This is a genomic window from Leucobacter holotrichiae, from assembly GCF_055791005.1.
On the sequence record NZ_JBVUAC010000009.1, the window covers coordinates 92,908 to 119,721 of the forward strand.

Annotated in this window: 22 protein-coding genes and 1 riboswitch; of the genes, 8 read left to right on the plus strand and 14 right to left on the minus strand. The window is 69.6% G+C overall.

Annotation, left to right across the window (positions count from 1 at the left end; genetic code table 11):
- Positions 1-135 precede the first annotated feature (135 nt).
- From AC0KXF_RS12180 to AC0KXF_RS12205, 6 genes are all read right to left on the minus strand, one after another.
- On the minus strand, positions 136-1,449 hold the full coding sequence (locus AC0KXF_RS12180; RefSeq protein ID WP_473109444.1) for a hypothetical protein: 1,314 nt from the start codon (positions 1,447-1,449) through the stop codon (positions 136-138).
- Positions 1,450-1,544: 95 nt separating this feature from the next.
- Positions 1,545-2,279, minus strand: a complete 735-nt coding sequence (locus tag AC0KXF_RS12185; protein WP_473109445.1) for a PspA/IM30 family protein — start codon at positions 2,277-2,279, stop codon at positions 1,545-1,547.
- A gap of 80 nt (positions 2,280-2,359) precedes the next feature.
- Positions 2,360-4,312 (minus strand): TPM domain-containing protein, encoded by a 1,953-nt coding sequence (locus AC0KXF_RS12190; protein WP_473109446.1) that lies wholly within the window; start codon positions 4,310-4,312, stop codon positions 2,360-2,362.
- A gap of 205 nt (positions 4,313-4,517) precedes the next feature.
- Complete coding sequence (locus AC0KXF_RS12195) at positions 4,518-5,228, minus strand: NUDIX hydrolase (RefSeq protein WP_473109447.1); 711 nt, start codon at positions 5,226-5,228, stop codon at positions 4,518-4,520.
- A 48-nt stretch (positions 5,229-5,276) separates the two neighbouring features.
- Positions 5,277-5,552 (minus strand): hypothetical protein, encoded by a 276-nt coding sequence (locus tag AC0KXF_RS12200; RefSeq protein ID WP_473109448.1) that lies wholly within the window; start codon positions 5,550-5,552, stop codon positions 5,277-5,279.
- A gap of 96 nt (positions 5,553-5,648) precedes the next feature.
- A complete protein-coding gene (locus AC0KXF_RS12205; protein ID WP_473109478.1) occupies positions 5,649-7,199 on the minus strand; it encodes an acyl-CoA carboxylase subunit beta in 1,551 nt (516 codons plus the stop codon).
- A 317-nt stretch (positions 7,200-7,516) separates the two neighbouring features.
- Here AC0KXF_RS12205 and AC0KXF_RS12210 point away from each other — a divergent pair, with 317 nt between their 5' ends.
- Complete coding sequence (locus AC0KXF_RS12210; protein WP_473109449.1) at positions 7,517-8,389, plus strand: biotin--[acetyl-CoA-carboxylase] ligase; 873 nt, start codon at positions 7,517-7,519, stop codon at positions 8,387-8,389.
- Between the two features lie 27 nt (positions 8,390-8,416).
- Here AC0KXF_RS12210 and AC0KXF_RS12215 read toward each other — a convergent pair whose 3' ends face one another.
- Positions 8,417-9,832 carry an APC family permease gene (locus AC0KXF_RS12215; RefSeq protein ID WP_473109450.1) on the minus strand — a complete coding sequence of 472 codons (1,416 nt, stop codon included), beginning with the start codon at positions 9,830-9,832 and terminating at the stop codon, positions 8,417-8,419.
- 39 nt (positions 9,833-9,871) lie between these two features.
- Positions 9,872-11,542, minus strand: a complete 1,671-nt coding sequence (locus AC0KXF_RS12220; protein WP_473109451.1) for an amidohydrolase — start codon at positions 11,540-11,542, stop codon at positions 9,872-9,874.
- 182 nt (positions 11,543-11,724) lie between these two features.
- Here AC0KXF_RS12220 and AC0KXF_RS12225 point away from each other — a divergent pair, with 182 nt between their 5' ends.
- On the plus strand, positions 11,725-12,453 hold the full coding sequence (locus AC0KXF_RS12225; protein ID WP_473109452.1) for a TetR/AcrR family transcriptional regulator: 729 nt from the start codon (positions 11,725-11,727) through the stop codon (positions 12,451-12,453).
- 27 nt (positions 12,454-12,480) lie between these two features.
- Here AC0KXF_RS12225 and purU read toward each other — a convergent pair whose 3' ends face one another.
- Genes purU through AC0KXF_RS12240 form a run of 3 tightly spaced genes read right to left on the minus strand, consistent with a single transcriptional unit; the run spans position 12,481 to position 15,958 of the window.
- Positions 12,481-13,386 (minus strand): formyltetrahydrofolate deformylase, encoded by a 906-nt coding sequence (gene purU, locus AC0KXF_RS12230; RefSeq protein WP_473109453.1) that lies wholly within the window; start codon positions 13,384-13,386, stop codon positions 12,481-12,483.
- A gap of 26 nt (positions 13,387-13,412) precedes the next feature.
- A complete protein-coding gene (locus tag AC0KXF_RS12235; RefSeq protein WP_473109454.1) occupies positions 13,413-14,237 on the minus strand; it encodes an HNH endonuclease in 825 nt (274 codons plus the stop codon).
- Entirely contained in the window at positions 14,234-15,958 is a 1,725-nt protein-coding gene (locus tag AC0KXF_RS12240) for an ATP-dependent nuclease (RefSeq protein WP_473109455.1), read from the minus strand. Before AC0KXF_RS12240 ends, AC0KXF_RS12235 begins: the two co-directional genes overlap by 4 nt.
- Positions 15,959-16,138: 180 nt before the next feature.
- Positions 16,139-16,223: riboswitch (ZMP/ZTP riboswitch) on the plus strand.
- A gap of 48 nt (positions 16,224-16,271) precedes the next feature.
- On the opposite strand from AC0KXF_RS12240, the gene glyA reads away from it, so the two are divergent.
- The 5 genes from glyA to AC0KXF_RS12265 all read left to right on the plus strand — a co-directional run bounded on the left by glyA (position 16,272) and on the right by AC0KXF_RS12265 (position 20,998).
- Positions 16,272-17,555 carry a serine hydroxymethyltransferase gene (gene glyA, locus AC0KXF_RS12245; RefSeq protein WP_473109456.1) on the plus strand — a complete coding sequence of 428 codons (1,284 nt, stop codon included), beginning with the start codon at positions 16,272-16,274 and terminating at the stop codon, positions 17,553-17,555.
- A gap of 85 nt (positions 17,556-17,640) precedes the next feature.
- Positions 17,641-18,525: a bifunctional methylenetetrahydrofolate dehydrogenase/methenyltetrahydrofolate cyclohydrolase gene (locus AC0KXF_RS12250; protein ID WP_473109457.1), complete on the plus strand. Its 885-nt coding sequence runs from the start codon at positions 17,641-17,643 to the stop codon at positions 18,523-18,525.
- 242 nt (positions 18,526-18,767) lie between these two features.
- Positions 18,768-19,415, plus strand: coding sequence for a DedA family protein (locus AC0KXF_RS12255; protein WP_473109458.1), 648 nt, complete (start codon positions 18,768-18,770; stop codon positions 19,413-19,415).
- Between the two features lie 162 nt (positions 19,416-19,577).
- Positions 19,578-19,943 (plus strand): ArsR/SmtB family transcription factor, encoded by a 366-nt coding sequence (locus tag AC0KXF_RS12260; RefSeq protein ID WP_223044955.1) that lies wholly within the window; start codon positions 19,578-19,580, stop codon positions 19,941-19,943.
- 59 nt (positions 19,944-20,002) lie between these two features.
- Positions 20,003-20,998, plus strand: coding sequence for an SRPBCC family protein (locus tag AC0KXF_RS12265; RefSeq protein ID WP_473109459.1), 996 nt, complete (start codon positions 20,003-20,005; stop codon positions 20,996-20,998).
- A 142-nt stretch (positions 20,999-21,140) separates the two neighbouring features.
- Here the strand turns inward: AC0KXF_RS12265 and AC0KXF_RS12270 are convergent, their stop codons facing one another.
- The 3 genes from AC0KXF_RS12270 to AC0KXF_RS12280 all read right to left on the minus strand — a co-directional run bounded on the left by AC0KXF_RS12270 (position 21,141) and on the right by AC0KXF_RS12280 (position 25,576).
- A complete protein-coding gene (locus AC0KXF_RS12270) occupies positions 21,141-23,000 on the minus strand; it encodes a glycerophosphodiester phosphodiesterase family protein (protein ID WP_473109460.1) in 1,860 nt (619 codons plus the stop codon).
- 28 nt (positions 23,001-23,028) lie between these two features.
- On the minus strand, positions 23,029-24,018 hold the full coding sequence (locus AC0KXF_RS12275) for an oxygenase MpaB family protein (RefSeq protein WP_473109461.1): 990 nt from the start codon (positions 24,016-24,018) through the stop codon (positions 23,029-23,031).
- A 250-nt stretch (positions 24,019-24,268) separates the two neighbouring features.
- A complete protein-coding gene (locus AC0KXF_RS12280) occupies positions 24,269-25,576 on the minus strand; it encodes a cation:proton antiporter (RefSeq protein WP_473109462.1) in 1,308 nt (435 codons plus the stop codon).
- A gap of 278 nt (positions 25,577-25,854) precedes the next feature.
- Between AC0KXF_RS12280 and ccsB the strand changes: the two genes are divergently transcribed.
- Entirely contained in the window at positions 25,855-26,814 is a 960-nt protein-coding gene (gene ccsB / locus AC0KXF_RS12285; protein WP_473109479.1) for a c-type cytochrome biogenesis protein CcsB, read from the plus strand.

Genomic DNA, 26,814 nt, shown 5'->3' on the forward strand with positions numbered 1-26,814 from the left:
GCGCGCCGGAGCACGGAGCCCGCGCCTCAGCAGCACAGACCTGCCGTGCGGCACAGCGGATCATCGATTTCGGTGTGCCGCACGGCAGATCTGTGCGTGTGAGTTCGCGGGTCGCGGGGCGGGCCGCCGCAGTGCTCAGTCGAAGATGTCGTCGAGCAGGCCGCCGAGGATCACGCCGCCGATCACCGGTCCGAGCAGGCCGGCGGCGCCTCCGCCCGCACCCTGGCTCCGGCCCCGGTTGCCCCAGCCCCAGTCGTCGTTGTCGGGGCGCGACGAGTCGATGTCGCGCTGCGCCAGCTGCATGGCTTCGTTCGCGAGCTGGGCTGCGCGGCGGGCGATCTGCTGCACCTGCTCCCGGGTATCCTCGACGTCGGGCATCCGGCTGATCTCGGTGCGCAGCCGCTGGGCCTCGGCGAGACGGGTGCGGGCGTCGGCCCCGATCCAGCCCCGATGGCCGTTGATGAGCCCGGCGGCGACACCGATCGCCCGATCCGCGGTATCGATATCGTGGCCGACGTGCTCGCGGGAGGGCGCCGGCCGCGCCGCGCGCTCGCGGGCGGCGTCGAGCGCCGCATTCGCCTCGGAGACGAGCGCGAGGTCGGCGAAAGGATCGCGGCGAGCACCCGCGCCCGCGCCCACCGAGGCGAGCGCCTCCTCGAGCCGCGCCGCGGCGGCGTCCACGGCCTGGGTGCGGGGCCCCCGCCGGGCACCGGCGAGGTCTCCGCGCGAATCCGCGATGACGTCGGCCAGCGTGGTCTGAGCCCGCAGCGCCTCGATCTCGAAGCTCTCGACCTCGTCGATGATCGATTCCGCACGCCGTACGGTCTCGGTCGCGGCTTCGAGTGCGACGTTCGCCTCCTCCGGTTTGCCGGCCGCGCGGCGCCGCTCGGACACGTCGGCCGAGTGCAGGGCGAAGTCGAGCAGCTGCTCCACCTCCCCGGAGGTGAGGCGCAGCCGCTGCAGCGCGTCCGTGCTGTAGCGCTCGGCCAGGCGGTCGACGGTGGCACGCGCCTCGGGCAGCCGCCCGCGCAGCGCCTCGGCCTCCGCGCGCACACGCCGCAGGATCTCGGGCGCCCGGCGCACGCGGGCGATGCGCTCCTGCAGTGCCGAGGTGCGCTCGTCGAGCACGCCCTCCGCCCAGTCGCACAGCTGCACGATGCGGGCGTTGCGAGTGCGCAGCTCGTCGGGGGTGTCCGGCACCTCGTCGTGATTGAGCTGGTGCAGCTGGAACGCCTCGGTCATGTGGGTACGCACCGCCTCGAGCCCGGCTCGCAACTCCGAGGTGGCCGCCTCGCCGAGTTCGGCCGATGCGAAGGCGAGCTCGTCGCCCGTGACCCGGATCCGCTCGTCGGCGGCGACGAGCGCCGTTCGAGCCCGCTGCGAGAGCTCGGTGTCGGCCGCCTGCTGATGCCCCTGCTCCTCGCGCGCCCTGCGTCCCCAGAAAGCCAAGTTGTCTCCGATTCTCGAAAGGGGTCGCGCGGGGAGGCGCGACTGCCGCTGCGGGATCGGCGGAGGGCGGCGTCGCGCCGCCCTCCGCCGAGAGGTTACTGCTCGATCGCCTGGGCGGGGCGACCGCTCTTCAGGGCCGCGAGCCGAGCCTCCACCTCGGTGACGGCCTCGAAGTTCTCAAGCTCGTTGAACTGGGCGTCGAGGGTCGATGCCGCGATCTCCTGCTTGCCGCGGGCCAGTGCCTCCTGGCGACGGATCTTCTCCTCGAAACGACCGAGGTCGCTGGTCGGATCGAGCACGTCGATCGACTTCACGGCGTCGGCGACGCGGTTCTGCGCCTCGGCGGTCTTCGCGCGGGCCACGAGCTCGGCGCGCTTCGACTGGAGCTGCTTCAGCTTCTCCTTCATGCCGTTCAGGCCGTCCTTGAGCTTGGCCGTGACCTCCTGCTGAGCCGCGATGGTCGGCTCGGCGGTCTTCGCCTCGTTCTCGGCCGAGATCTGGCGCTGCAGCGCGACCTTGGCGAGGTTGTCGAACTTGTCGGCATCGACGCTGTTGCCCGCGGCGCGCAGCTCGTCGGCCTTGCCGCTCGCGGCGACCGCCTTCCGGCCCCACTCCTCGGCCGTCTTCACGTCCTCGCGGTAGTCCTGCTCGAGCAGGCGCAGGTTGCCGATGGTCTCGGCGATCGCGGCCTCCGCGTCGGAGATGTTGTTCGTGTAGTCGCGGATCAGCTGGTCGATCATCTTCTCGGGATCCTCGGCGGCGTCGATGAGGGAGTTGATGTTCGCCCGGACGAGGGTCGTGATGCGTCCGAAGATGGATTGCTTGGTCATGCTGGGTTCCTTTCGAGGGGGATTGGCACGAGTCTATGGATCGGTGCTCGGAGTTCGCAGGGATATTTCAGGTCGGGGTCTCAGAATCGTCCGCCTCCGCTGCGGCGCCGCGATCCGCCTCCGCTCCGCGAACTGCTGCGGCGGGAACCGCCAGAGCTGCTTCGGCGGGATCCGCTGCGCGATCCGCCGCCCCAGCTGCCGCCCCACGAGCCGCCCGAGCCGCCGTAGCCTCCGTAGCCGCCGCGACCGCCGCCGCTGCCGAGGATCCCGCCGAGCACCGCGGCGAGGTCGCCCCCGACGCTCGCGCTCCCGTACCCGCCGTACCCGTTCACCTCCATCTGAGCCGAGGCGAGGGCCTCGGATGCGAGACGGGTCGCGCGTTGAGCCTCGCCCAGTGCTCCCCGCGCGTCGCTCCGCTGCTCCGCCTCGGCGCGCGCGAGCGCCGCCCGGGCTTCCGAGACGCGGGTGCGCGCCACGGACCCGACCGCGCCACGGCGGGATGCGATGTAGTTCTCGGCCTGGCGCACGTCATCGCCGGCCTGGGTGAGGCTCGCGCCGAGCAGTTGCCGGGCGCGCTCCTCGTCGCGGGCCGACTGCAGCACGCCGTCGATGCGGGAATTCGCCGCTTCGAGCGCCTGCAGCGCCCGCGAGGGGCGCCGGTCGCCGGCGCCGAGGTCGCCGCGCGCCGCCGCGACCTGCTGCTCGGTCTCCTGCGCTGCCGCGGTGATCCTGCCGTCCGGATCGGCCATCCCTCGAGCGGCCGCGATGTCCCCCTCGAGATCCGCGATCAACTCCGAGCAGCGCTGCTCCACTGCGGCGACCGCGGCCCCGTGCTCAATAACGGCCTGCTGCAGCTGCTCGGCCTGCGCCGCCGCGGTCTCGGCCTCGCGGATTGCCACCGCCGCCTCCCCGCTGCGACCGGCCTCGATCGCGCGCGCTGCCGCCGCCGCGCGATCCCGAGCGAACGTCAGCAACCCCGCCGCCTGCTCGGGGTGCCCCGCCACCGCCTGCAGCTCATCGGCCGCATAGACCGTCTGCAGCCGGGCCAGCTCGGCACCGATCGAGTCGGGTTCGAAGCCCGCGAGCCGCGCCCGCGCCGCCTCGAGCGCGGCCGGCGCATCGCGTTCGATGTCGCGCAACTCGGCGAAGGCGTCGGCCTGGGCGTCGAGCGCGGCGTCCGCGGCCTCGCACAGCTCGACGATGCGGCTCAGCCACTCGCGCCGCTGGGCATCGGTATCGGGGATCTCGTCGTCGAGCTGCTGCCGCAGCGAGAATGCCTCGAGCAGCTGGGCGCGGGCGGCTTCGAGCGCGGCGGCGAAGGCCGTCACCGACGCCTCGCCGAACTGTGCCCGCGCGAATTCGAGCTCCTGCTCGCTCGTCTTCACCGCGTCGTCGGCGGCGACCAGCGCGAGACCCGACGTCCGCTCGAGCTCGGCCAGCTGCTCCTCTGCCTCCTGCCGGGCACGACGGTTGCGGCGCAGTCGCACGATCCCGAACGAGGCCCCCGCGATGCCCGCGGCCCCCGCGACGGAACCGATCACCACGGCCGCGGTGCGCCCGCCCGCGCCGTGCTCGGACTCGACCTGCTCGGCCGCGGCGTCGATGGCGCCGGACCAGTCGAGGTCGCGCAGCTCCGGCAGTATGCGCTCCTCGATCTTGCCGAGCTGAGCGTCGCTCAACGGGCCGCCGTCGAGCGCGGAGATGAAGTACTGGCGCCCCTCGGTCGACACCGCGAGCAGGTACTGCTCTTCGCCGAGGCCGTTGAGATCAGCGGTTTGGTTCGCCCACGCGACGCGGTCTGAAGGCTCGTCGAACTCGTCGACGAGCACCACGTAGAAGTCGATGCCGGTCTCGTCGAAGGTCGCTGCGAGGCGCTCGTTCGCGGCACGCTCGGCGGCGGGATCGAGCGTGTCAGCCTCGTCGGTGACATACGAATCGCCGAGCGGGATCGGGGGAGTCGCCCACGCGGCGGCGCCCAGCCCCCAGGTCGCAGCGAGCGCTGCGCCCAGGGCGCCCAGCGCTGCTCCCCGCATCGCCCTCTGCGCTGCCGCCCGTCGACTTCGAACCCGGATCCGCCTGTGTTCCACACTCGGAGTGTATTGCGCCCCGCTCGTGAGGTCCATGCGCGAACCCCACCTGGACGCCTCGTCACGAGACCGCGCTCCCTTGCGAGAGGTCGAAAACGGTGCCGAGGAGCGGGGATCAGAGCCCTTTTCGACCTCTCGCGGGGCGGCCCGGTTACCGGGTGATGGGTATCTCGCGATCAGCGTCCCACGGCACCGACCAGCCGAGCTCGTCGAAGAGCGCGGAGAGCAGGATCCCGGTGAACCCCCACACGACGTGGCCGCCGAGGCGGTCGTGCAACCGGAACGCCGGCCCGCGGTAAGTCGAGGATCCGTGCCGAAGGACCGAGGTGCCGCGCGCGGCGGGATCCAGCATCTCCGCCACAGGCACCCGGAATACGTCGACCGACTCCGTGCGATCCGCCGCGACCTCGCTCGGCAGCCGCCACCAGCCCACGACCGGGGAGACGAGGTTGTTGCTCACGGGGATGTGCACCCGCTGCAGCTCGCCCAGCACCTCCACGCCGGCGGGCTCGAGGCCTGTTTCCTCGGCGGCTTCGCGCAGCGCGGTGCGCACCGGATCGCCCCCGTCGACCGCCTCGGTGCCGCCTCCGGGGAACGCGATCTCACCCGCGTGGTGCCGCATACCCGTGGCGCGCCTGGTGAGCAGCACGTCGAGCTCGGCCGGGATCGCCGGGGCCGCGTCGGTGTCGCCGACCCCGCCCGTCTCCGCGAGCGTGCGATCGAGCGACCCGAACAGGATCAGCACCGCCGAGTGCCGCAGCGGCCGGTCTGCCAGCCCGCCCTGCGGATCGAACGGGAACGTGAAGCCGCGCCGCATCAGCGAGCGCAGCTCGGTTTGGGCGTCGGCGACCGTTCGGCTCACGCCGCGCTGCTCCGGGTGATCGGCATCACGACGAACCGCGCACAGGATTCAGCCCTCGATGAGCAGGTCGCTGATGCCCTCGGGAACCCGCTGCGAGCGCGCCCATGGTTCACGGTCGCGGCGCTCGACCCGCTTGCGGCGCTGCGTCTCCTCCGCGCGAACGAGGGTGAGCACCGCCGTGACCGCCGCGCGTTCCTCGTCGCTCACGCCGCGGGTCACGAACGTGATGTCGTCGCCGTGGATCGCGTCGTCCGGCTCGCCCAGCTCGCGGCGTCGGGCAGCGTCGCGCTCGGCGGCGTCGGGCGGCAGCAGGGTCTCGTTCACGTGGGTTCCTCTCGGTCGAGGGGCTGGCGGCGCGCAGTGCTACGAGCATAACGGGGCGCGGATCCGCGCACCCCGGCACCTGCCGCCGAGTCCGCTCTACAGCGGGATGTTGCCGTGCTTCTTGGCGGGCAGTTCGTCGCGCTTGCCGCGCAGGCCGCGCAGCGCCTTGATGACGGCGAGGCGGGTGCCCGCGGGCTCGAGCACGTTGTCGAGCTCGCCGCGCTCGGCAGCCAGGAACGGCGAAGACACGTCGGCCGTGTACTTCGCGGTCAGCTCGGCGCGCAGCGCCTCGACGTCGTCGCCGCGCTCGGCGGCTGCGGCCAGCTCTTTGCGGTAGAGGATGTTCACGGCGCCCGCGCCGCCCATGACCGCGATCTCGGCGGTGGGCCACGCGATGTTGAAGTCGGCGCCCATCTCCTTCGAGCCCATCACGATGTACGCGCCGCCGTAGGCCTTGCGCGTGATGATGGTCACGAGGGGCACGGTGGCCTCTGCGTACGCGTAGAGCAGCTTCGCGCCGCGGCGGATCACTCCCTGGAACTCCTGATCGGTGCCGGGCAGGTAGCCGGGCACGTCGACGAGGGTGAGGATCGGGATCGAGAACGCGTCGCAGAAGCGCACGAAGCGCGCGGCCTTCTCGCTCGCGTCGATGTTGAGGGTGCCCGCCATCTGGTTGGGCTGGTTCGCGACGACGCCCACGGTGCGTCCCTCGACACGGCCGAAGCCGATGAGAATGTTGGGGGCGAACAGCGGCTGCACCTCGAGGAAGTCGCCGCTGTCGAGGATCGCCTCGATGATCACCTTCATGTCGTACGGCTGGTTCGGGCTGTCGGGGATGACGGTGTTGAGCTTGCGGTCGGCGCTGGTGATCTCGAGCGCGGTGTCGCTGTCGTAGATCGGGGCCTCTGCGAGGTTGTTGTCGGGCAGGTAGCTGATGAGCGTGCGCGCGTAGTCGAGCGCGTCGAGCTCGTCGCTGGCGAGGTAGTGGCTCACGCCGCTGGTCTTGTTGTGGGTGAGCGCGCCGCCGAGCTCTTCGAAGCCGACATCCTCACCCGTGACGGTCTTGATGACATCGGGGCCGGTGACGAACATGTGGCTGGTCTTGTCGACCATGATCACGAAGTCGGTGAGCGCGGGGGAGTAGACCGCGCCGCCGGCCGACGGGCCCATGACGATCGAGATCTGCGGGATCACGCCCGAGCACGCCGTGTTGAGGCGGAAGATCTTCGCGTACTTGCTGAGCGCGACGACGCCCTCCTGGATGCGCGCCCCGCCCGAGTCGAGGATGCCGAGCAGGGGTGCGCCCGTCTTGAGCGCGAACTCCATGGCCTTGACGATCTTCTCGCCGGCGACCTCGCCAAGCGAGCCGCCGAAGGTGGTGAAGTCCTGCGAGAACACGACGACCTGGCGACCGTGGATCGTACCGGCGCCGGTGACGACGGAGTCGCCGAAGGGGCGGCTGCCCTCCATGCCGAAGCCGTGCGTGCGGTGCTTCACGTACTTGTCGAACTCTACGAAGGATCCGGGATCGAGCAGCGCCGAGATGCGCTCGCGGGCCGTCATCTTGCTGCGGGGGTGCTGCTTCGCAGCTGCTGCGGCGTCGCGGTCGCCCACGGCTTCCTGGTACTTGCGGCGGTGGTCGGCGATGCGGCCCGCGGTGGTGGCGAGCGTCGCGGCTGCGTCTGTCGCTGCGGGCGCCGTCTGCTGCGAGGCGGGTGCTGCTGCGGTGGCGTTCTCTTCGGTCACGCCTGCCAGCCTAGCGCGGGCCCCCAGCGGATGGTTCATGAACACCTCCAACTGATACGGGAATTCGTAGTCGATCTCCCACTGGGAACGCTGCGTTTCTCGCACGCGGAGTCTCGAATTGCTGCTTCCTCATCCCGTTCAACAGCAATTCGAGACTCCGCGTTGCGAGTGGGAGGGGGTGGGGTGCCGGGGGAGCGCGAGGCGATACCGTGGAACCCATGGAACTGAGGCGCACGCGCGAACTCCTGCCCGCAGTGATCTGGCGGGAGAGCTCGCCCTCCACGAACGCCGAGCTGCGGCATCTCGTGAACGGCGAGACGGGGAGCGCTTACCCGCACGGCACGCTGCTCCTCACAGCGAACCAGACGGCGGGCCGGGGGCGCCTCGATCGCAGCTGGGTGACTCCGCCCGACACCGCGCTCGCGGCCTCGCTGCTGGTGAGGGGCTTCGGGCGCAGCGGTCTGGGGGTGGGCTGGCTGCCGCTGCTCACCGGATCGGCCATCACCGCGGCATTGCAGCCGTTCTTCGGCGAGGGCATGCGCGTCGGCTTGAAGTGGCCGAACGACGTGCACGTACGCGACGAGGACGACGCGATCGCCGGGCGTCCCGGCCTGAAGCTGTGCGGGATCCTGTGCGAACTGCTGGGCGACGGCTCGGTGATCGTGGGCACCGGCATCAATCTGCTGATCCCCGAATGGGAGCTGCCGACCGACCGCGCGACATCCCTGCTGGCCGCGGGGGCCGACCTGACCGCGGGTGCGGATCCGCGCTCCGAGCCGACCCGGGGCGCGGATCCCGCCCCGACCCTCGCCGACGGCATCGGAGGAGACCTCGCCGATCGCGTGCTCTCCGCCTACGCCGCCGAGCTGCTGCGCCTCATCGACCTCGCCGCGAACGATCCCGCAGCGGCCCGCGCCCGCGTCGCGCGGCACTCGCTCACGCTCGGCACCGAGGTGCGCGTGCACCTGCCCGGTGGAGAGATCGTCGAGGGCCGCGCGCGCGAGCTGGCAGGCGACGGGGCGCTGGTGGTGGATCTGCCGACCGGGGGCACCCTCACCGTCTCGGCGGGCGACGTCGAGCACCTGCGCTGACGCTGCGTTACCCGCTCGCCCGCCCGCCTACCGGCGAGGATCGAGCGGGTACTCCTCGCCCAGCTGGTCGATCTGCTCGGTGGTGGGGTCGTTCTCGGAGAAGTCCATCTTCGGCACCGGGCGCTTGAAGCCGCCCGTCACGATCGCGATGATCGCCACGCCGATGACGAGCCAGATGCCGCCCACGAGCCAGGTTCCGGGTTCGAGCGAGGTCCACAGCCAGATCGTGAGGCCGAAGCCGATGAGCGGAGCGACGCCGTGGGTGAGGATCTCGCGCGCGGTGAGCGGCTGCTTCCGGCCGCCCTTCGGGAAGAGGTACGTGCGGATCACCGAGAGGTTCACCATCGCGAACGCGGCGAGCGCGCCGAAGCTGATCATGAACGCAACGGTGTCGAGCGACAGGAAGAGGCTCGACAGTGCGAAGACCGACACGGTGACCGCCGCGACGATCGGGGTGCCGAAGCGGCGGTGCAGGCGCGAGAGCGGCTTCGGCAGCATGCCGTCGCGGCCCATCGCGTAGAGGATGCGCGACACCGACACCTGGCCGGTCATGCCCGACCCGAAGGCGCCGACCACGTAGACCGCGACGAAGAATGCGGTGAATGCTTCACCGCCGATGTTGTTCATGACGGTCACACCCGCGGCGTCGACCTCGCCGGGGGTGAGCGACGGCCAGTCGGGCTGGTAGGCCATGGCGCCAGCCCACGAGACGAGGATGAAGAAGAGGCCGCCCACCATCGTGGCGAGCACGATAGCGCGGGGGATGTCCTTGCGGGGGCGCTTGGCCTCCTCGGAGAGCGTGGAGACCGCGTCGAAGCCCAGGAAGGAGAGCGCGAGGATCGCGGCTCCGGAGGCGACCGCGCCGATCCCGCCCTCACCGAAGGTGAACGGCTCGATCAGGCTGATCTCGGTATTGCCGCCGAGGGCGTGCTTGAAGGCGAGCACCATGAAGAGCACCACCAGCACGACCGAGAGCGCGATGATCACGAAGTTCGCCTTGTTGACGAGCGTGATTCCGAGCACGTTGAAAGCGAGCACGATCAGCAGCGCCGCGAGCGTGAATACCCACGCGGGGATCGCCGGGAACTGCGTGTTGAGGTAGATGCCGATGAGCATGAAGTTGATCATCGGGATGAACAGGTAGTCGAGCAGCATTACCCAGCCGGTGAGGAAGCCGGCCGCGCCGCCGAACGACTGCTGCGAGTAGGTGTAGGCGGATCCCGCGACCGGGTACCGGCGGACCATCGCGCCGTAGCTCGCCGCCGTGAACAGCATGGTGATGACCGCCACGACGTAGGCCGCGGGGAGGTGGCCGTCGGTGACCTGGTTGACGATGCCGTAGGTCGTGAAGACCGTGATCACCGTCATGTAGGTGACGCCGAACAGCGTGAGGCCCGTGAGGCCCAGTGCTCGTTTGAGGTGCGGTTGGGATGAATCGCTCACGATATCTCCTTTGATTTCGAGGGGCCTTCGGGATGAAGACTACCGGCGGAATGTTTCGTCGCCGGCGAGCCACGTGCCGAGGACGGTGAGGTCGGCGATCGCCTCCGGTGGGATCGAGAGCGGATCGGCCGACAGCCAGACGGCGTCGGCGACGCGCCCGACGCCGAGGGTACCGCGATCCGCGCCGGCCAGCGCCTGCCGAGCGATGCCCGAGGTGTACGCCGCGAGGGCGGTGCCGGCGTCGATGCATTCGTCGGGAAGCCAGGCTGGGGCGCCCGGCTCGGTGTGGCTGTGCCGGGTGATCGCGGTCGCGAGCGCGGGACGCCAGTCGTGGGTGGTGACGGGCCAGTCGCTGCCGAACGAGACCGTCGCACCGCTGCGGTGCACGGACCCGATGAGGTACTGCCACTCGTCGCGGGGGTGGCCGAGGTGCGGGATCGTGAGGTCGCGCATCACCGCGTCGCACTGCGCCCAGTAGGGCTCGAAGTTCGCGATGACGTCGAGCTCGGCGAAGCGCGCCACGTCGGCCGGGTCGAGCACGGCGACGTGGGCGATGACGTGGTGCCGCTCGCGCGCCGGGTTGCTGCGGATCGCCGTGTCGAGCGCGTCGAGCGCGTCGCGGTTCGCGGCGTCGCCGATCGCGTGGATGTGCAGCTGGAACCCCTCGGCGTCGAACGCCGTCGCCGCTGCCGCGAGCTCCCGGGCCGTCCAGTTCGGCAGCCCCCGATCGTCCGGGCGGTCGGCGTAGGGCTCGATGAGAGCGGCGGTGTGGCTCTCGACCACGCCGTCGGCGAAGAACTTCACGGTCTCGGCGGTCAGGCGATCCGCGCCGGGCCGATCCGACTCCTGCTGATCCGCGCCCCGACGATCCGGCCCCAGCGACCGCACTCGGTCGCGGGCCGCCACGAACTCGTCGAGCTGCTCGCGCCAGCGCGCGGGATCGGCCCGGAAAGCCAGGTTGAGGCGCGTGTGCAGGCGGCCCGCCTCGGCCGCGGCCAGGTAGACGGGCAGTGCATCGAGTTCGACCCAGGCGTCCTGCACCCAGGTCGTGCCCTGCTCCGCGTACCCCCGGGTGGCCCGCTCGAGCGCCTCGACGCGCTGCTCGACCGAGAACGCGGGCACGACCTCGGCCAGGAAATCGTTGGCGGCGGCCTCCTGCAGGGTGCCGAGCGGCGAGCCGTCGTCGCGGCGAACGATGCGGCCGAGGGGCGGATCCGGGGTCGCCGCGGTGATGCCGCCCGCCGCGAGTGCCGCCGAGTTGACCCACGCCGTGTGGTAGTCCCAGGCGCGCAGCACGGTGGGCGTGTCGCCCGTCACCTCGTCGAGCCAGCGCGCGTCGAACAGGCCGCCCTCCGCGAAGGTCGCGTCGTAGCTGGCGCCGACGATCCACTCGGCGTCGGGGTGGGCGGCCTTCCAGGTCGCGACGGCGTCCAGGATCCCGCGCAGATCCGCGGCCTCCCGCACCCGCGGCCCGAGCGCCTCGAGCTCGCCGAGCAGCGGGTGGGCGTGCCCGTCGCCGGGGGCCGGCGCGAGGGTGCCGCCCGCGAGATCGATGACCTCGGCGCCGGGCTCGTCGGCCAGTGCTGCCGCCTCGTCGCCGTGCGCCGCCACGAGGCCGTCGCGGAACGCGATAGCCGAGGCGGTGAGCGTGCCGTTCGCGGGCGAGGGATCGACGATGACGGTGCCGCCGGTGAAGATCGTGAGACTCATGGGTACGTCCTTGTCTGCATGAGGGCAGGCGTTCAAGCGCTCGAAATGAACGGGGTTCTTTAAAGTGCGCCGCGTCGAGAATAGTACGGAACCGTCCGTTGCGCTAGCGTGAAGCGGGAACGGCCCGATCCGCGGTTCGCATGCGGGGCGCGGATCGCCGAGACGAATGAGAGGGGACCGCGATGGCGGCGGCAGCCGACGGCTCGACGGCGAACGCGCCGGCTCCGGGCGCTCGCCGCAGAGCGGGGCGCCCCGTCGTGGGCGTGCTGTCGCGCAGACTCATCATCGAGACGGGCCTGCGGTTGATCGATGAGCGCGGCGCCGAGGGCGCCGGCGTGCGGGCGATCGCCGCCGAGCTCGGAGTGCGGCCCTCGGCGCTGTACAACCACGTGGCGGGCCGCGCCGACCTCATCGCGGGCGTGCGCGAGCTGATCAGCGACCGCATCCCGACCGACGCGTTCGAGCAGGAGCCCTGGGACGTCGCGCTCGCCGGCTGGGCGCACCACTACCGCAGGGCGTTCGCGGCCCATCCCTCGACCATCGCGCTGCTCGCGGTGCTGCCGCTCGCCGAGGAATCCGCGACGACCCGCATGTACGACGCCGTGATCGGGGGGATGCTGCGCGCCGGATGGCCCGAGGATCGCGCGCTCGCCGCCCTCGTTGCGCTCGAGTCGTTCATTCTCGGATCGGCCCTCGACCTGTGCGCCGACGACGACATGCTCGATCCGGGTCCCCGCACCGACGTGCCCGCCTTCACCGCGGCCTACGAGGCCCGCGCGGCCGCGCTCGCCGCCTCCGGCCAGAGCCCGGCCGACGCGTCGTTCGAGCTGGGGCTGCGGGTCATGCTCGCGGGTCTCCGCGCCGAACTCGCGGCGGCGCGGAGCGCGGCGCCGCAGGGCTCGGGGGCGTAGGAAGCGGCCGCCGCGGGGGCGAGACCACTACTGGAAGATGATGGTGCGATCGCCGTCGGCGAGGATCCGGTTCTCGGCGAACCAGTTCACCGCGTGCCGCAGCACTCGCGCCTCGATGTCCTGGCCCAGCTGAACGAGCTGGCGCGGAGAGTAGGAGTGATCGACGCGGGTGGTGTCCTGCTCGATGATCGGCCCCTCGTCGAGGTCCGAGGTGACGAAGTGCGCGGTGGCGCCGATCAGCTTGACCCCGCGCTGGTGCGCCTGCTTGTAGGGGTTGGCGCCCTTGAAGCCCGGCAGGAACGAGTGGTGGATGTTGATCGCGCGCCCCTTGAGCGCGTCGCACAGCTCGGGGGAGAGGATCTGCATGTAGCGCGCCAGCACCACCAGCTCGATGTCGAGCTCCTCGACCGCCTCGAGCACGCGGGCCTCGAACGCCGCCTTGTCGTCGGGACCGGCGATGGCGCGATGCTCGAAGGGCACGCCGTAGAACTCGGCGATGTCGCGCACCGTCTCGTGATTCGAGAGCACGAGCGGCACCTCGATGGGCAGCTGCCCGCCGCGGCGGCGGTACAGCAGATCGTTGACGCAGTGGGTCGCGGTGGAGGCGAGGATCAGTGTGCGCACCGCGCGGCCGACCACGTCGAGGCGCCAGGCCATGTGGTACCGCTCGGTCACCGGGGCGAGAGCTGCGGTGAAGCGCTGCTCGAAGGTCTCGGGCTGAGCCACGGCGCTCACCTGCAGGCGCATGAAGAAGCGGCCGGTGTCGCCGCTCGCGAACTGCTGGCTCTCCTCGATATTGCCGCCGGCGGCGACGATCGCGCCGGTGATGGCGTGCACGATGCCGGGTCCGTCGATGCATGAGAGGGTGAGCACCCACTGGGTGCTGTCTGCGGGCTCTGCGGGGGCGATCGTGTTGGTGCTCACGGAGTACAAGGGTAGTGGATCCGGTGCTGCGCGGCTCACATCATCGGCAGAGCGTTCACTCGGTCGGTGAGGTAGTCCGGTATCCGATCATCGTGCAGTGCACCGCGAAGCAAAGCGGGATGCCAACCGTTGAGACCCTGCTCGAACTCCTTCTCCGCGAGCCGTTTCTCGAGATCCTGCCGAACCTTCTTCGGGGTGGCCGAGCCATCGATTCGCTGCTGAATCTGCTGCGGCAGAGTCGCCCAGTAGCGCCGGCTGCTCTCCTCCCATTCTCCGCCGAGCACCGTCGAGAGATGGAACTCGACGACTCGACGTTGCTCGTCGGTGAGGTCGCCGTGCGGCACTGCCCTGGGGACCACAGCGTCCAGATCCGAACCGAATTCGACTATCCAGATGGCCTTCGATGCCCAATGATCGTAGTACGGGTGAATGAGGCGTGCGGGAGGTGCGCTGCCGCGGTAGGTGGTCCCTTTTTCGTCGCTGTTGCAGATCGTGCAGGCGGGAACGAGATTCTCTCGAACGATCGAGAACTCAGGGAAGTCCTGTCGAGGCAGAGCATGGTCCAGTGACCGGCCTCCCGATGATCCGCACATCGGGCACGACCGGTATCCGTCCTCCGGGCCTTTCCGGATCCGGGCGATCGCGCCGCTCCTTCTGCGGGTGTCGTAGAGGCCTCGAAGAGCCAGCTGCTCCGATTCTTCGAACTGTTGGGGACTTACCTTCCATGGATTCCCGCTGAACTGACGGTAGGCCGCCGTCGCCGTCAGCCATCGGGTGCGGAAGCCGGCCCAGCCAGGCTTGCCACACTGATCAAGAACGCAGCGGTCGCCATGGTCTTCGGGCAGGGGCAGAAGCATCATTGCGAGTGCCGATCCGAGATGAGCTGGGCGAAGTAGGAGAGGGTCTCGGCGTTGAGGTCCGTTCGGAAGGTCTCGCGGAACTGCTCGACGGTCGCGTCGGGGGTGTTCCGCAGCCAAGCGTCGACGACCTCCTGGAAACGGTGCTTCAATGCGAGATCATCGAAGACGAACTGCGAGATCATGTCGATGCTGGCGCCGAAGGTCTGCATTCCAGGCGACTCGACAGAGACCTCGCCCCCGTCGTCTTTCCGCACCATCCGGACTCTGCGGGAGGGGACCTCGCGCACGATGTACGCCGAGTGAGTGGCAATCAGGGCGATGGATCTCGATTGCTCGAGAAGGCGATCGAGTATCGACATGAACAGGGATACGTACCGCGGATGGAGATGCGTTTCCGGTTCATCGAACAGGAACAGGGACCCTGGACGGAGCGACCCCACTGCCTGCGTCGCGAATCGTAGGAGCGCTTGTTCGCCGCTGCTTAGGCTGCGGGGCTGCTCGGTTCCGAGCAGTACCTTGGGTGGAGCGCCGGGAACCATCCTCGCCTGCAGTTGCAGCCGTCGCTGTTCGCCTTTCACCGCGAAGAACGGCAGGTACAGGCGGCCGTCTGCCCGCACCGGCTCCGGCAGGAGGTCCTTTTCTCCAGGGGCGACCTCGACGTGGAGGTTGTTCCTGATCCCCAGAGGTTCGAGCGCTTCGTTCAGTACCTCCTGATCATGTGCGCTGCCCGGTCCGGTGTCATCACGCACCGAACGCATGCAATCCAGAAGGGACTGTGAGAGGTCGTCATCGATGCCAGGCGGGTGACCGATCATCCGGTGAAAACGGTAATCCAGGCCGCGCCAGGGCGGTACCTGCAGCGGATACGGGTCCGAAGCTGTGGAGGAGAAGACGAGGAGTCTCGAGAACCGTGGTCGCGGGTCGAATGTCGACGGGTTCTGGTGCTGTACCGTCTCCCATTCCGGAAGGGTCTGAAGCCCTTCGATCATCGAATTGAAGAGCCTGGTCTTGCCCGCGCCGTTCTCCCCCACCAGCACCAGGGTTCGCCGTGAGAGCGGAAAATCGGTGTCGAAGTCGGCCTCGAGCGCATATTCGCCGTCGATTCCGGGCAGATGCACCCTGGTGTTGAAGGAGTGCGCCGCGTCGTCGACGTCCGGTGCGCCGGTGGGGGTCAGATATCTGTCTCCCTGACGGTAGGCATCCCACGTTTCGTCCCTGCGGAGCACGCTCTGCACGAAATCCAGGCTTTCAGCCAGATCGAGCACTTGCTGGTTGTCCTCGAGCCGGGCGACGACGACGTCGTGTGTGGCGCGCAACGCACTGAAGGCGTCCTCGAACCCGAGACGCTCCACGAGATCTCGATACCCGGTCGTTTCAGCGAGTACTGAGACGAACGGGCCGGTCACCCGCTCCTCGCCCATGCTCTTCAGCTGGGTCTCCGCCTCGGAGGTTCTGTCGATGCCGGGGAACATCAGCCGCATCGGGAGGGGAGCGAGAGGTTCGGGGAACCCCACGAAGTGCATCTCGGCATGGTAATTCTTGGTGAAGTCGTTCCACGCGCTGCGATCCGGTATCACAACGAGTGCGCGCTGCTCATGCCCGGCACCTTCGTCGGGATCAAGAGCATCTTTGAGCAGGACTCGTATGCCGGTCTGTACAGGTATCTCTGGCATGCCGAACGGTGATCCTATTCCAGTCCTCTTGAGCGCCGTGAAATGCACTGGACGATCCGCCAACCGCCGCGCAAAGCAGATGGAATCTGTGCGTTGAGCCGACCCGTGCCTTTTCTATGCAGCATCCTATTAGCCGAACCTCAGCCTGCGGGAAGTGACGGGGTAGAACGGTGCGAGGAGTGTACGAAGCTCCTGGACAGTCGGCTCGCTCGAGCCCACCGGCTATGATGGAGACGTCGTGACTGGCGTGCAGATGGGACACCATCGGGGAACGACGAATCGCATCAATTGGCCGCTCGCCTGGGTCGTATTTTTCTGGAGATCTCCGTGTGCGCGGAGGCAGGAACAGAAGGAGCACACAATGTCCACCCAGTCCGCATTCTTCAACGAGCCGCTCGAGACGGTCGATCCCGAGATCGCCGAGGTGCTGAAGAACGAGCTCGACCGCCAGCGCGGCACGCTCGAGATGATCGCGAGCGAGAACTTCGTGCCCCGCGCCGTGCTCGAGGCGCAGGGCTCCGTGCTCACCAACAAGTACGCCGAGGGCTACCCGGGTCGCCGCTACTACGGCGGCTGCGAGTTCGTCGATGTGGCAGAGGATCTGGCGCGCGAGCGCGCCAAGTCGCTGTTCGGTGCGAAGTACGCCAACGTTCAGCCCCACTCGGGTGCCAGCGCCAATTCCGCAGTGCTGAGCGCGATCGCCGAGCCCGGTGACACGATCCTCGGCCTCGAACTCGCCCACGGCGGCCATCTCACGCACGGTATGAAGCTGAACTTCTCGGGCAAGCTCTACAACGTCGTCTCGTACGGCGTCGATCCAGACACCATGCTCGTCGACATGGACGTGGTGCGCGCGAAGGCGCTCGAGCACAAGCCCAAGGTGATCATCGCCGGCTGGTCGGCCTACCCGCGCACCCTCGACTTCGCGAAGTTCCGTGAGATCGCCGACGAGGTGGGCGCGACGCTGTGGGTCGACATGGCGCACTTCGCGGGCCTCGTCGCGGCCGGCCTGCACCCGAGCCCCGTGCCGCACGCGCACGTCGTGAGCTCGACCGTGCACAAGACCATCGGCGGCCCCCGCTCGGGCTTCATCCTCACGAACGACCTCGAGCTCTACAAGCGGCTCAACTCGAACGTGTTCCCGGGCCAGCAGGGCGGCCCCCTCATGCACGTGATCGCGGCGAAGGCGACCGCCTTCAAGCTCGCGGCCACCGATCAGTTCAAGGATCGCCAGGTGCGCACCCTCTCGGGCGCGAAGCTGCTGGCCGAGGCGCTCACGAGCGACGCCTCGAAGGCGGCGGGCGTCGACGTGCTCACCGGCGGCACCGACGTGCACCTCGTGCTCGCCGACCTGCGCAACTCGCAGCTCGACGGTCAGCAGGCCGAGGACGCGCTGCACGCCGTCGGCATCACCGTGAACCGCAACGCGGTGCCGTTCGATCCTCGCCCCCCGATGGTCACCAGCGGCCTGCGTATCGGCACCCCCGCGCTCGCGACCCGCGGCTTCGGCGACACCGAGTTCGCCGAGGTGGCCGACATCATCGCGCTCACCCTGCAGCAGCAGGGCGACATCGAGGCGCTGCAGGCGCGCGTGACCGCGCTCGCCGAGGCCTTCCCGCTGTACCCCGGCCTCGAGACCTGGTAAGCCCCGTTCGCTGAGCCTGTCGAAGCGAGCGGCGTTCCCGCCCCTTCGGCAGGCCCAGGGGACGACTCACACTGAGGAGTCAGTCATGACCGCGAACATTCTCGACGGCAAGGCCGCGGCCGCGGCGATCAAGGCCGAGCTCGCTGATCGCGTGGCGGTGCTGCGCGAGCGCGGGATCCAGCCGGGTCTTGCGACGGTTCTCGTAGGCGAGGATCCCGGCTCGCAGTGGTACGTCGCCGGCAAGCACCGCGACTGCGCCGAGGTGGGCATCGCCTCGATCAAGCGCGAGCTGCCGGCGTCGGTGTCGCAGGAGGAGCTCGAGGCCGTGCTCGACGAGCTCAACGCCGACCCCGAGTGCACCGGCTACATCGTGCAGCTGCCGCTGCCGAAGCACATCGACACGGATCGCATTCTCGAGCGCATCGATCCCGACAAGGACGCCGACGGCCTGCACCCCACTAACCTCGGGCGCCTCGTACTCAACGCCAACTCGCCCATCGCCTCGCCGCTGCCGTGCACGCCGCGCGGTGTGATCGAGCTGGTGGAGCGCAACGGACTCTCGTGGGCGGGCAAGCACGTGGTGGTCGTGGGTCGCGGCGTGACCGTCGGTCGCCCGATCGGCCCGCTGCTCACGCGGCGCGAGTACAACGCGACCGTGACGCTGACGCACACGGGCACGCAGGATCTGGCCGCCGAGCTGGGTCGCGCCGACGTGATCGTGGCCGCGGCGGGTGTCGAGGGCATCGTGCGCGCCGAGCACGTGAAGCCGGGTGCGGTCGTGCTCGACGTGGGGGTCTCGCGCAAGACCGATCCCGAGACCGGCAAGAGCCGCGTGGTGGGGGATGTGGATCCCGGAGTCGCCGACGTGGCGGGCTGGATCTCGCCGAACCCCGGCGGAGTCGGCCCGATGACGCGCGCGCTGCTGCTGAAGAACGTGGTTGAGATGGCCGAGCGGCTGACAAACGCGTAGCGTTTGGCGGTCACTCGGCCTCCGCTCACAACCGGAGTCTTCGAGCGGCTGACAAACGCGTAGCGTTTGGCAGTCACTCGGCCCTTGGCGGCGTCCCAGGGAGGAGATCGTGTTTCAGGCGGTGTCAATCCGAGAAACGACCCGCGTGGATCCTGATTTCCTCCCTGGCCCGTGCTCCGGCATACGGTTCCGAGCAGCCGCGCCCCGGGAATCTGCAGACGGCGGCTGCTAGTCTGCTGCGGATGGAGACGCATCCCGGAGCCGAGTACGAGGGCCTTGTCGGCTGGATCCTGAACCTGATGGAGACCATCGGGGAACTCGGCGTCGGTCTTGCCGTGTTCTTGGAGACGTTCATTCCGCCGATCCCGTCCGAGGCGCTGCTGCCCGGGGCGGGGTTCCTCGCCTACGAGGGGCGCCTGAACTTCTGGCTGGCCTGGGTCATGGCGACGCTCGGCGCGCTCGTCGGCGCCTGGGTCTGGTACGCGATCGGTGCCGCGTTCGGGCGCGACCGAACTCGCCGGGTGGTGGGCAGGATCCCGCTCATGGACCACGACGACTTCGATCGGGCCGAGGCGTTCTTCGCGCGCTGGGGCGGCACCGCCGTGCTGCTCGGCCGTTGCGTGCCGCTCGTGCGATCCTTCATCTCGATTCCGGCGGGCATCGAGCGCATGCCCATCGCGAGGTTCAGCCTGTACACGCTCGTCGGATCGGGCGTCTGGAACGGGATCTGGGTGGGGCTCGGCTACGCGTTCGGGCCAGCGATCAAGCCCGTGCTCGAGCAGTGGAGCGGGCTGCTCTCGGACGCGATCATCGTGATCATCCTTGTGCTGCTGCTGTGGTTCGTGATCGCTCGTCTCCTGCGTAACGCGCGCCGCAAGCGCGCTTCCTGAGCGGCGCGGGGGTGCGCCCGCGCCTGCGCTCCGCGCCCACCCCGGCGCCCGCGCCCCGTTCATCCTGAAGCGGGAGGCGCGGATCCCGAACCGGGGTTGACAGGGACTCCCGCGCGGCTTAATGTACAACCAAATGGTTTCATATTGAGTGAGGGAGAAGAAATGATCACCGGGCGGGCCGCGAGCCTCGATCTCGATCTCACCGACGACGAGATCGACCGCATCTTCAAGGCCCTCGCCGACGCGACGCGACGCGACATCGTGCGCCGCACGCTCGACGGCGAGGCCTCGATCTCGCAGCTCGCCGAACGATACGAGATGTCGTTCCCGGCCGTGCAGAAGCACATCGCGGTGCTCGAGGCGGCCGACCTCGTCGAACGTATTCCCAGAGGAAGGGAGCGCATCATCCGCGGCAACCCGAACACCATCCGCCGCGCCCAGCAACTGCTGAGCCGTTTCGAGCAGATCTGGCGCGGACGCGTCGAGCGACTCGACGCACTCCTCGCAGAAGATCCGCCTGCATCTTGAACGACAGGGACGGCGCGACGCAGCGCCGATCCCGAACCCGAACCCGAAAGGCAAGCATCATGCCCGTCACCGCAGTCACCACAGATCCCGACGCCCTCACGCTCACCGTGATCGCCGACTTCACCGCCCCCAAGCACCGCCTCTGGGACGCCTACCTCGACCCGCGTCAGCTCGAGCGGTTCTGGGGCCCGCCGGAGTACCCCGCCACGTTCCTGCGGCACGACGCCCACCCGGGCGGCCTGAGCCAGTACTACATGACGAGCCCCGAGGGCGAGCGGTTCCACGGCTACTGGAGGTGGGTGTCCGTCGACGCACCGGATTCCTTCGAGGTGCGCGACGGCTTCGCGCACGACGACGGCACGCCGAACACCGACCTGCCGGAGGGGCGCATGGTGCTCGACTTCGCGGAGACCGCCCTGGGGTCGCGGGTCACCATCACGAGCCACTTCGGCTCGCTCGAGGAGATGGAGCAGATCCTGGCCATGGGCCAGGTCGAGGGCATGCGCGAGGCGATGGGCCAGATCGACGCGGTGCTCGAAGACCTCGCGTCGTTCGCTGCGGGTCGCGGAGCCGAGCTGCAGCTGATCGGCGACAACCAGGCGCGGGTGTCGCGGGTGATCCGCGGCACGGTCGAGCAGGTGTGGCGGGCGCACATGGATCCCGAGCTCGTGCGCCGCTGGCAGCTCGGCCCCGACGGCTGGAGCATGCCGATCTGCGAGGTGGCGACCGAGGCCGGCCAGCGGTACCGCAGCGGTTGGGAGAACACCGCCGACGGGCAGCGTTTCGGGTTCACCGGGGTCGCGAAGGAGGTCTCGGCTCCGTATCGCTCGGTCACGACCGAGGCGATGTGGACCCCCGAGGATCCCGAGGCCGCGAACAGCCCTGAGACGCTCAACGAGATGACGCTCACACCGGTCGAGGGCGGCACCCTGCTCTCGCTGCTCATCACCTACCCCGACGCCGAGACGCGCGAGATGATCCTCGCGACGGGCATGGTCGACGGCATGGAGGCGAGCTACGCGCGGCTCGAGGGCGCGGTGCTCGCAGCCGCTTAGCGCGTGAGCTCGCTGGTTCGCGCGCTGAAACGCGGAGTCCCGAATTGCTGCTTCCGGGTGGGGAGAAGCAGCAATTCGGGACTCCGCGTTCGTGGGAGCGCAGGCGAGGAGGCGTGGTAGGCAGACCGAACTCGGGTGTGCCTCACACCACCGTCACGAAGCGGGCGAGGGCGTCGACCAGCACGTCGGTGAGACCGGTCTCCTGCTGCATTCCGGCGCGCAGCTCCAGTACCTCATCGGGGTGGTCGCTGATGATCCCGTCGACCCCGCGCCGCAGCAACTCGCGCATGCCGGGCTCGTCGTTCACCGTCCACACCATGAAACCGAGGCCGGCCTCCTCGGCAGAGCGCTGCAGTTCGTCGGTGGCGCTCCACTCCTCTGGCACGATGAAGTCGGCCGGGGTGTCAGGGGCGGCGACCGCGGCGAAGGCCATGGTGTAGCCGACGGTGAGGTCAGGGCGCAGCCGCTTCAGCCGGTCGACGCTGGGCGCGTCGAGGGAGTGGTAGATGTTGTTCTCGAGGGCGTCGAGCCGCTCGAGCTCGTCAACGAGCCGCTCGACATGATCGGGGGTTTCGCCGCCGCCGAGCTTGATCTCGATGAGCAGCGGCATCTCGAGCTGCTGCGCTCGGGTGACGTAGTCGGCGAAGCTCGGGATCAGATCCTCGTGCCCCCGCATGTCGTGCACCGTGATCGAGGTGAGCTCGGCGAGGGTGAGATCCTTCACCGAGTCTGAACGCCCCGCGAGGCGCCCGAGAGTCGCATCGTGCATGGCGACGAACTCGCCGTCCCTCGTCTGCATGACGTCCATCTCGACGAGGTCGGCGCCCGCGGCGTGCGCCGCCTCGAGCCCGCTGATCGTGTTCTCGACGCCGCCGTCCGAGAAGCCGCGGTGTGCGAGTGCGAGGGTATCCGGTGCATCGGAGAGCCGCTGCAGCGTGTCGATCGCCGCGGTGCCGAAGCCGATCGCGGCGAGGATCATGAGCGATCCGACGAGGAGGGCCGGGCGCCGCGAGGAGCGGCGCGGGCGGTCGGGCATGCCGCGGTGGTGCGGTGCCCCGGCGGGCGGTGTCGCGAGCGGCGGGAACAGGGGGTCGTTCTGCGACGCGGATCGCACCCGTGCGATGAGGATCGCGCCGACGAACGCGGTCACCAGGCCACTGAGCAGGATCCCGATCACCTGCGCGGTTCCCAGCGAGTAGGCGGCAATTACGGGCGAGGCAGCGGGGGCGATGGCGTCGGAGAGCGCCACCGGCACCATCGCCGTGATCGTCAGCGCGAACGCGGCGACGCCGCCGAGCAGCAGCACCGCGGCGATCGAGAGCACGAGCGGCAGTGACGCGCGCGGTCCGCGGGTCAGCCGCCAGCTCCACCGTGCGGCCCGGCCTCCGGTGGTGAGCACGAAGATCGGCATCGTGAGCGCGAGGCGCACGTTGAGCAGCGCGAGCGCGACCAGCAGCACGGTGAGCGCGACGCCGCCCGACGGGCTCTTGAGGAGCTCGCCCGAGATGAACGACGGGATCGCGATACCGCGCGTGAAAGCGGAGATGAAGCCGAAACCGGTGAGCGGCAGCAGCAGGAAGAGGTAGAGCAGCAGCGACAGCGAACCTGGGCGCAGCAGCTTGCGTGCGACACGCCCGAGTTCGCGGGCGAAGCTGCGCAGGCCGATGCCGGGCCACTGCAGCATCACCAGCAGCGCGGTGAACTGCATCGAGATCAGCCAGAACGCCAGGGTGACGATCGCGACGATGAGCGCGATCGTCAGCGTGAAGCTGCGCTGCGGATCGAGCGCGCCGAGATCGAGGCCTGTCATGCCGCCCGCGCGCAGCGCCTCGCGGAAGAGCCACCCGATCACAGGTAGCGCGACGCCCATGATGGCGAGCTGGGAGACGAGGATCAGGCCGGCCAGGCGGGCGCCCCCGGCGCGCACGAGCGCCCATCCATCGGAGAGGAGTGTCGCTGCGGTGCGCCGCACGCTGAACTTGGACGGAGTCTGGAGCTGCATGGTCTCGGTGTGGGAACGGGCGGTCGGGTCAGCGCCGGCGCACTTTGCGATACGGGTGGGTCTGCACGCGGGCCGTTACCTCCGAGATCAGCTCGTCGCTGGAGCGCCCGGCGCGCGCCGCGGCGGTGAGCCGGCGGGTGACGCGGGCGGCCGCGCGCAGATTCATGGGTCGGCCGTCGATCCCGAACAGCAGGCGCGCCCAGTCGGGCAGCAGCGAGAGGATGCCGTCTTGGATGTTGACCGCCGCCCACACCTTGACCGGGTTGCCCTTCAGCGCCGGAGCCCGCAGCTCCCGCGAGAGCTCCGCGGCGGGCAGGGTGAGCGCCATCCAGCTCTGGTTGTCGTCGATGTAGCGGTCGAGCTCGGCGCGGCTGACGGGCAGCAGCGCGGCATCGGTGATGCCGACGATGCGGGCGGCCTCGTGCTGCTCGACGACGAAGCGATCCTGCTCGGCGACGGTGAGCATCGGGCCGAACGCGTCGGCGGCGCGCAGCACGCCGTAGACGATGGCGTTGTGGGTCCAGGCGAGCCACTCCTGCGTGTCGGCGCGCAGTTCCTCGCCCGTGCGCGGGTCGGTCCAGGTGCTCGCCGCGTGCAGTCGCCGCACCGCCTCGCCCGCGGCGTCGGCGTGCGCGCGGTCGCCGAACACCGTCGTGTCGATGTAGCGCCCGGTGCGCTCGGCGCGACCCTCGGCGTCGGAGGCGTATCCGCTCGTGCCGTCGAACAGTCGCATCATCATGGGGTTGAGCGACTGCAGCAGCAGGGCGGCGACGCCGCCGAGCTTCGAGCTGGGGTCCGAGAAGAGGCGCCAGCTGATGCTGTCGGGACCGAAGTATCCGTCGTCGAGGGTCGCGGCGTCGAGGGTTGCGGCATCGCCCGGTGCGTCGGTGGTCGCGGGCCGGGCGGGATCCCGGTCCCGAGCGCCGTGGGCGACGGGGCAGCCGCCGGCGAAGCTCGGATCTGCGGTGCGGGTCGAATCTGCGGTGCGGGTCGAAGCGTCGTTGCGGGTGCTGCGCATGGTGTTCCTCTGTCGAGCGGGCTGACCTGTGGTGTGCCTGGTGTCCCGAGGATCGGGTGCTTGCCTGGCGAGGTGCGGAGTTCAGGGCTTTGGTTGGATGGTGTCCAAGATTAGCCCATGTTTATGGGTTCGGGGGAGGGGCCGCCCCAGATCTGCCCAACAGCACCGATCTACCCAACAGCACAGATTCTCGGAGGATTCGTGTGCTTGAAGGTGGATCAGTGTGGTTGGGTCGCGGATCAGCACCCGGCTACTCGTGGGCATCGGCGGTCTCGCCGGGATCCGGCTCCGCCACCGAGTCAGCTCCCGCGCCGGCACTAACTCCCGCTCCAGCACCACCCGCGTCGGCATCAGCCCCGACCCCGGCACCGGCCCCAGTGTCGGCGACAACTCCAGCCTGTGCCCGCCCGGCCAGCGCCAGGGCGGGCAGCACGAGCACGGTGAGCAGCGCGGCGCCCACCATCGCGGCGGCGGTCGTGCGATCGAGCACGCCGTTGTCGACGCCGATGCCGGTCGCCGCGATGACGAGGGGGAGCGTGGTCGCAGTGAAGAGGGCGGCCGTGCGACGATCGCCGAGCGAAGATCCGCGTGCCGGAGCGAACCATCCCGGCACGCCCCGCACCACGAGCATCACGAGCGCGAACACGGGCACGAGTGCGAGCGCGCGCGGATCCTCGAGCAGCGCCGCGAGCGGGAAGGTGACGCCCGTCGCCACGAAGAAGACCGGCACGAGCAGGCCGAAGGCGACCGAGTCGAGCTTCGCCTCGATCGTGCGCAGTTCCTCGGGATCGCCGCCGCGCAGCACGACCCGGGCCAGCATGCCCGCGGTGAACGCGCCGAGCAGGAAGTCGACGCCGAGCGCGATGGCGAGCGACACGAGCGCGGCGAGCAGCAGCAGTACGAAGCGCACCGCGAACTGCCCGCTCGTGTGCAGCGTGAGCGATACCATGCGCCTCAGCCAGTGATGCGTTCCGCGCGCCGCGAGCCAGAACGCGGCCGCGGCGATCGCCGCGAACAGCACGAGCACCAGGGTGCCCGCGAGCGGTTGCCGGCCGCTCAGGAAGATCGAGATCGCGACCAGCGGGGCGAACTCGCCGATCGCTCCCGCTGTTGTGATCGCCCGGCCGAGGGGTGATCGCGTGAGGCCGGCGTCGCGCAGCATCGGCATGATGGTGCCCAGTGCGGTGCCGGTGAGGGCGATCGCGATGATCGCGGCGGCTGCGGGGTCGGATCCCAGCGCGAAGCCCGCCGCCAGTGCGAGCACGGCCGATACGCCCCACCAGCCGAGTGCGCGCCGTGCCGGGGTGCCGCGCAGCGACGCCGGATCGATCTCGTTGCCGGCCATGAAGAACAGCGCCGCGATCCCGAAGTTCGACAGCGCCTCCAGCATCGGCCCGTCGCTCACCCAGCCCAGCCCCGAGGGACCGATCAGCATGCCGAGACCGATCTCGAACACCACGAGCGGAATCACCACGGCACGTCGCACGAGGGCCGCGAGCAGCGGCGCCACGACGGCGACGAGCGGCACCAGCAGTGTGGCGAGTTCGGTTTCGTTCACTGGGATCCTCTCCGGGGGTGCTGACCCTTCATGTTACTGAGCGGGGCGTCTGCGCCTTGCTCAATGAGGAGATCCGCATCCAGACGGGAGTACGCCGCGGGATCCACCCGCCTGGATGCGGATCTCCTCACTGAGCGCGGGGCGCGATGGCGGGGCGCGATGGCGGGGCGCGATGGCGGGGCGCGATGGCGGGGCGCGATTCACAGGGACGCAGGGTATCCTGAGGCACTGTGCTGAGTGAGCTGGAACACTACTCGACGATCGCGCTGTATTCGGCCATGATCGTGTATTCGATCGCCTTCGTCTTCTACGCGGTCGACCTCGCGAACCGCAGCGGCGACGCCGCGCGAGTGACCGCGGCATCGGGCGGTGCCGCGCAGCGGCAGGCGGCTGCCGGGTCCGGCGGCGTCGCGACCCTGACCCGTCCGGCCACGCAGACCCGCACTGCGAGCTCGGCCGGCACCGGCGTCAAGCAGCCTCGATCCCGCTCGCTGCGCGTCGGCTTCTCGCTCACGGTGCTCGCCTTCGTGCTGCACCTTGCGGCCACGGTGCTGCGCGGCATCGCCGCGGGGCGCGTGCCGTGGGCCAACATGTACGAGTTCGCACTGACGGCGACCTGCGCGATCGTGCTCGTCTTCCTGCTCGTGCAGTTCTTCGTCGACCTGCGCTTCCTCGGCACGCTCATCACGGGTATGGCGGTGCTGTTCCTCGGCGTCACCAAGATCAACTACTACGTGTCGATCGTGCCGCTGCAGCCGGCGCTCGACTCCTACTGGCTCGTGATTCACATCCTGGTCGCGGTGCTGGCGGTCGCGTTCCTCACCCTCTCGTTCGGGCTCTCGGTATTGCAGCTGCTGCAGACCCGCCGCGACAGCCGCATCGCTGCCGGTGAGTCGGGCGGGATGCGCTTCCTGGGGAGCCTGCCCAACGCCGTTCGGCTCGAGGATCTCGCCTACCGTCTCGCGATCATCGGTTTCGTCTTCTGGACCTTCACGCTGATCGCCGGCGCCATCTGGGCCGAGCGCGCCTGGAGCCGCTACTGGGGCTGGGACACGAAGGAGGTCTGGACCTTCGTGATCTGGGTGCTCTACGCCGGCTTCATCCACGCGCGCGCGACGCGCGGCTGGCGCGGCACCCGATCGGCATGGCTGAACGTCATCGCCTACGCGGCCGTGATCTTCAACTTCACCATCGTGAACGTCTTCTTCAAGGGCCTGCACGCCTATTCAGGGCTGTAA